At 44.4% G+C, this 3534-nt stretch carries 6 protein-coding genes; 1 reads left to right on the top strand and 5 read right to left on the bottom strand.

The genetic code is table 11. The annotated features are described in order from the left end of the window. A partial coding sequence (locus WC615_RS22940; RefSeq protein WP_372980351.1) for a hypothetical protein occupies positions 1-627 on the top strand: 627 nt, incomplete at its 5' end. Here WC615_RS22940 and WC615_RS22935 read toward each other — a convergent pair. The 5 genes from WC615_RS22935 to WC615_RS22915 all read right to left on the bottom strand — a co-directional run bounded on the left by WC615_RS22935 (position 622) and on the right by WC615_RS22915 (position 3515). After that, on the bottom strand, positions 622-1170 hold the full coding sequence (locus WC615_RS22935) for an NUDIX hydrolase (protein ID WP_372980350.1): 549 nt from the start codon (positions 1168-1170) through the stop codon (positions 622-624). The two genes, WC615_RS22940 and WC615_RS22935, sit on opposite strands and share 6 nt — an antisense overlap. Continuing rightward, entirely contained in the window at positions 1157-1570 is a 414-nt protein-coding gene (locus tag WC615_RS22930) for a hypothetical protein (protein ID WP_372980349.1), read from the bottom strand. Before WC615_RS22930 ends, WC615_RS22935 begins: the two co-directional genes overlap by 14 nt. A gap of 76 nt (positions 1571-1646) precedes the next feature. After that, complete coding sequence (locus tag WC615_RS22925) at positions 1647-2456, bottom strand: YgcG family protein (RefSeq protein WP_372980348.1); 810 nt, start codon at positions 2454-2456, stop codon at positions 1647-1649. Positions 2457-2465: 9 nt separating this feature from the next. Further along, the gene (locus WC615_RS22920) at positions 2466-2900 is read right to left on the bottom strand and encodes a TPM domain-containing protein (RefSeq protein WP_372980347.1); all 435 of its coding nucleotides are present in this window, start codon (positions 2898-2900) and stop codon (positions 2466-2468) included. An 84-nt stretch (positions 2901-2984) separates the two neighbouring features. Continuing rightward, complete coding sequence (locus WC615_RS22915) at positions 2985-3515, bottom strand: LemA family protein (RefSeq protein ID WP_372980352.1); 531 nt, start codon at positions 3513-3515, stop codon at positions 2985-2987. Positions 3516-3534 lie beyond the last annotated feature (19 nt).

Genomic DNA, 3534 nt, shown 5'->3' with positions numbered 1-3534 from the left:
ACAGATCCAGGGTTTAAAACAGTGCAGCAACATAGCAAAGAGTTTGACGTAGCAAATGGCCCGGGCCGAAGTCGCGGATTAATAGGCGACATCGCTTTTGATGAGCTTGTGTTGCCTATAGTGCGCGTAAATGGTACTAAGGTTACTAATGGTGGTATGTATTATTATACCGGTGAGATTAATAAAAATGTGAACTGGGACGAAGTAAAAGCAAAGCTTGATGCACAATATCCGCAATTGGCCGATGAAATAGTAGTGAAATCAAAAGTAAGGTATTATCGCGACCTTGAGAACTGGCCAAAGTACACGGAACAAGCCGCAGTTTACGTTAAACAGTATGGTAACGATAACCACAATCAGGTAATGACCTACGCAAATGATATTATGCTTTTTACAGATGATAAGGCATGTTTAAGACAGGCCGCTGATTGGTCTAAAGAGGTTTTAGCAACGCCTGATGGAGCTAATACAAGCTGGTATGTAAACGTTTATGCAAGTTTACTTTACAAGCTTGGGCATACAGATGAGGCACTGACTGTTATAAACGATGCCATTACCAACCTGGGCGATAAGGCTTACGGACTAAAAGAAACGCAAGAGAAAATGAAAAAAGGCGGAAACCTATAATTCGCCCAGCTTCATTAAAGCATAAAACAGCCCGGTGCAATGTAATGCCTGGGCTATTTTATTATCGGCCAGCAGTTGTTTTACCTGGGCTATGGTGTACTCTTCAACAATAATACGTTCGTGTTCATCAAGTGTTTGCTCCTGCACCTTTTTGCCTCCTTTGGCCAGGTAGCAAAAAGTTTTATTATTAGCGGTAGATGGGTTGGCGTAAACGGTGCTTATCAGCTCAACATCGTTAAACTGGTAGCCGGTTTCTTCCAGTAACTCACGGCGCATACCCTCTTCCGGGTTTTCACCGTCCTCAATCACACCACCCGGAATTTCAAGCGATACAATGTTGGCAGCATGCCTGTACTGGCGTACCATCAGTATCTTATTATCTTCTGTTAAAGCTACGGCGTTGGCCCAGTTGGGGTATTCTAAAACATAATATTCGTCTACAATAGTGCCATCGGGCATTTCGCATTTATCACTGCGCAGGGTGGCCCATGGGCCTTTATGTATATAAGTTGATGAAAGGGTTTTCCAGCTAAGTTCGCTCATAGTTATTATTAAAATATTGATAGATAACATTCCGCCTGGTAATGTTATCAAACGACTCGTAGTGATGCTCTTTTTCCAGCAGGTTAAATATCACCATCACTTTTTTTAGCAGGGCCGATGTTTCTTCATCCGCGCTAAAAGGTTCGGCAAATACATACAGCATTTGGCCCAGGGCATTCAGTTTCTCGGGTGTATAGCCGGCATCAACCAGGCGCTTTTTAAAATCCTCTTCATCCAGTTTTAAAAGCTCCTCCAATTCGGCATTGTATTCTTCATCCAAAACCTCGTTAAAGTATTTTAAATACTCATTGTATTCACCTTCGGCTTTAAGGCCTAAAAGTTTAGCCAATATAAGGGCGAATTTACGCGCCTCATTCATGATGAAATCTCGTTGAAACATTGAGTTTAGAGATCAGTGACTTGTTATTAGTGATTAGGAAGCCCTTTTTAGAATTTAGTTTTTAGCGCTTTAGAATTTACCAGGAGCCGCTGCTTCCGCCGCCGCCGCCGCTTCCGCCGCCAAAGCCGCCGAAACCACCACCGCCGCCGCCTCCGAAGCCACCACCACCACCGGAGAAACCTCCCCAGTCGCTGCCGCCGCTACGGCCGCCGCCACCAAGCAAGTTGCCTGCCAGGAACCACCAGAACGGGCTTGCGCCACCACGGCTGCCAATAATACGGCCACCGCCACCACCACCTCCGCGCTTACGGAAAATAATGATAAGCACAACAATTACAATGATAACTATAAAACCAATGGGTGCGCCATCGCCTTTGCCTTTAACGTTTTTTGCATCCGCTTTGTACTCACCCTTCATGTATTTGATAATGTCGTCAGTAGCTGCGTCAAGCCCGCCATAATAATCATTATCTTTAAAATGGGGTTTCATGTCATTCTGAATGATCTGCTGGGTAATAATATCCGGTAGGGCGCCCTCGGCGCCATACCCAGTCTGTATAGCCATCTTTCGGTCTTTTACAGCAACAAGTATTAAAATACCGTTGTTTTTTTCTTTAGTGCCAATACCCCATTTGCGCAGCAAACGTGCACCATAGTCATTTATATCATAATCTCCTGTCGACTCAATAATTGCAATTGCTATTTGAGTGGATGTAGAGTCGGCAAATGCTACGAGTTTTCTTTCAAGTTGTAATTTGGAAGTTTCAGACAGGCCGATCTTAGTATAATCATTAACCAGCGTATTTGGTTTTTCAGGGATATCCTGCGAAAAGGCTGTATTGATGCATAGCACCAGGGCAACCCATAAAATTGTTCTTTTTAACATCACTTGTTGTTAATTGCCATCCATAAAGGCGATATCGTCGGGCAGTTCGTTCTTATCGTTAAGCAGGTGGGGGAAGTATTTTTTTAGCTGTTCGCCGGCCTGTGTAATGCCGGTAACAATACCTTCAACCAGGTTGCCATATTTAAAATGGCTTAGCATGGCCTCTTTGGTGCTCTCCCAAAAATCAACCGGGACAGCGCTGTTTATACCCGCATCGCCAATAATGGCAAACTTACGGTCTACAGTGGCTACATAAATAAGTACGCCGTTACGCAGTTTTGTTTTATGCATTTCCAGTTGTGCAAAATACTTGGCGGCGCGGTCAAGCGGGTTGTCGCTGCATGTTTTTTCCATGCAAACGCGTATCTCGCCCGATGTGCTTTTTTCGGCATCGGCAACAGCCTGTTGTATACGCTGCTGTTCGTCTTCGGTAAATACGGACATATGAATATTTAGATTACACTGATTTAAAGAAATGATTACACCGATTGGTCTGTGAAATCACAAAATCGGTGTAATCAAAAAAAATTAGAACTGAACTTTTGGTGCTTTGTCAGAACCTGCTTCGCTCTGGAAATAGCCTTTTTCGGAAAAGCCGAATAATTTGGCTGTTATATTGGCCGGGAAAGTGCGGATCTTGCTGTTATAAGCCTGTACCGATTCATTAAAATCGCGGCGTGCTACAGAGATGCGGTTCTCGGTGCCTTCCAGTTGTACTTGTAAGCCCCTGAACGCGTCATTGGCCCTAAGTGTTGGGTAGTTTTCTGATGCTACCAATAAGCGGCCTAAAGCAGTACTTAACTGGCCTTGTGCCTGTTGGTATTGTTGGATAGCCTCGGGCGTTAACTTGGTTGGGTCAACCTGTATGGAAGTAGCCCTTGCACGTGCGTTGGTTACTTCGGTTAATGTTCCTTTTTCAAAATTAGCTTCGCCTTTTACGGTTGATACCAGATTAGGGATCAAATCGCTGCGGCGTTGGTACTGGGTTTGAACTTCGCCCCATTTACCTTTTACGTTCTCGTCAGACTTTACCATGCCATTGTAACTGCAGCCACCCATCAGGGCTAATACTACAACA

The sequence above is a fragment of the Mucilaginibacter sp. genome, from assembly GCF_041663085.1.
Taxonomy (GTDB): domain Bacteria; phylum Bacteroidota; class Bacteroidia; order Sphingobacteriales; family Sphingobacteriaceae; genus Mucilaginibacter.
Note: the sequence above shows the minus strand (reverse complement) of the source record. Positions and strands in the feature narration are given on the sequence as shown.

Coding starts and splice junctions, on each gene's coding strand:
- WC615_RS22930 (WP_372980349.1), bottom strand. CDS start 1,570: ATGTTTCAACGAGATTTCATCATGAATGAGGCGCGTAAATTCGCCCTT.
- WC615_RS22935 (WP_372980350.1), bottom strand. CDS start 1,170: ATGAGCGAACTTAGCTGGAAAACCCTTTCATCAACTTATATACATAAA.
- WC615_RS22920 (WP_372980347.1), bottom strand. CDS start 2,900: ATGTCCGTATTTACCGAAGACGAACAGCAGCGTATACAACAGGCTGTT.
- WC615_RS22925 (WP_372980348.1), bottom strand. CDS start 2,456: ATGTTAAAAAGAACAATTTTATGGGTTGCCCTGGTGCTATGCATCAAT.
- WC615_RS22915 (WP_372980352.1), bottom strand. CDS start 3,515: ATGGGTGGCTGCAGTTACAATGGCATGGTAAAGTCTGACGAGAACGTA.